This is a genomic window from Collinsella aerofaciens (assembly GCF_020709435.1).
GTDB classification, from domain to species: domain Bacteria; phylum Actinomycetota; class Coriobacteriia; order Coriobacteriales; family Coriobacteriaceae; genus Collinsella; species Collinsella aerofaciens_AU.
In genome coordinates this window covers 1-235 of record NZ_JAJFDP010000065.1, presented here as the reverse complement: position 1 = coordinate 235, position 235 = coordinate 1, and the positions used below count along the sequence as shown (strand labels likewise).

Here is a 235-nt window from a genome sequence, read left to right as displayed (position 1 = left end):
CGGAAGGATCGAGGCCGCCCACCTCAGGCGTTTCCACCCGGAGGCCTCCGCCGCGTTGAGGGAGGCCCTCGGCCGGGCGGCGTCCGACTCCCCCGCACTCGCCGGCGCACTGGAGCGCCACAGGAAAGCGGTCGAGAGGTGCGCCGGCCTCAAGTGCCTGACCGGTGAGGCGCGGGATGTCTACGCCCGCAAGGCGGCCGCCGACCTCAGCCTCAGATGTGAGAACGCGGCTCTG

Annotated in this window: 1 protein-coding gene; it reads left to right on the top strand. The window is 72.8% G+C overall.

Annotated elements, in window-relative coordinates:
* The coding region (locus LK493_RS10155) for a hypothetical protein (protein WP_227790936.1) at window positions 1-235 on the top strand (235 nt) is incomplete at both ends.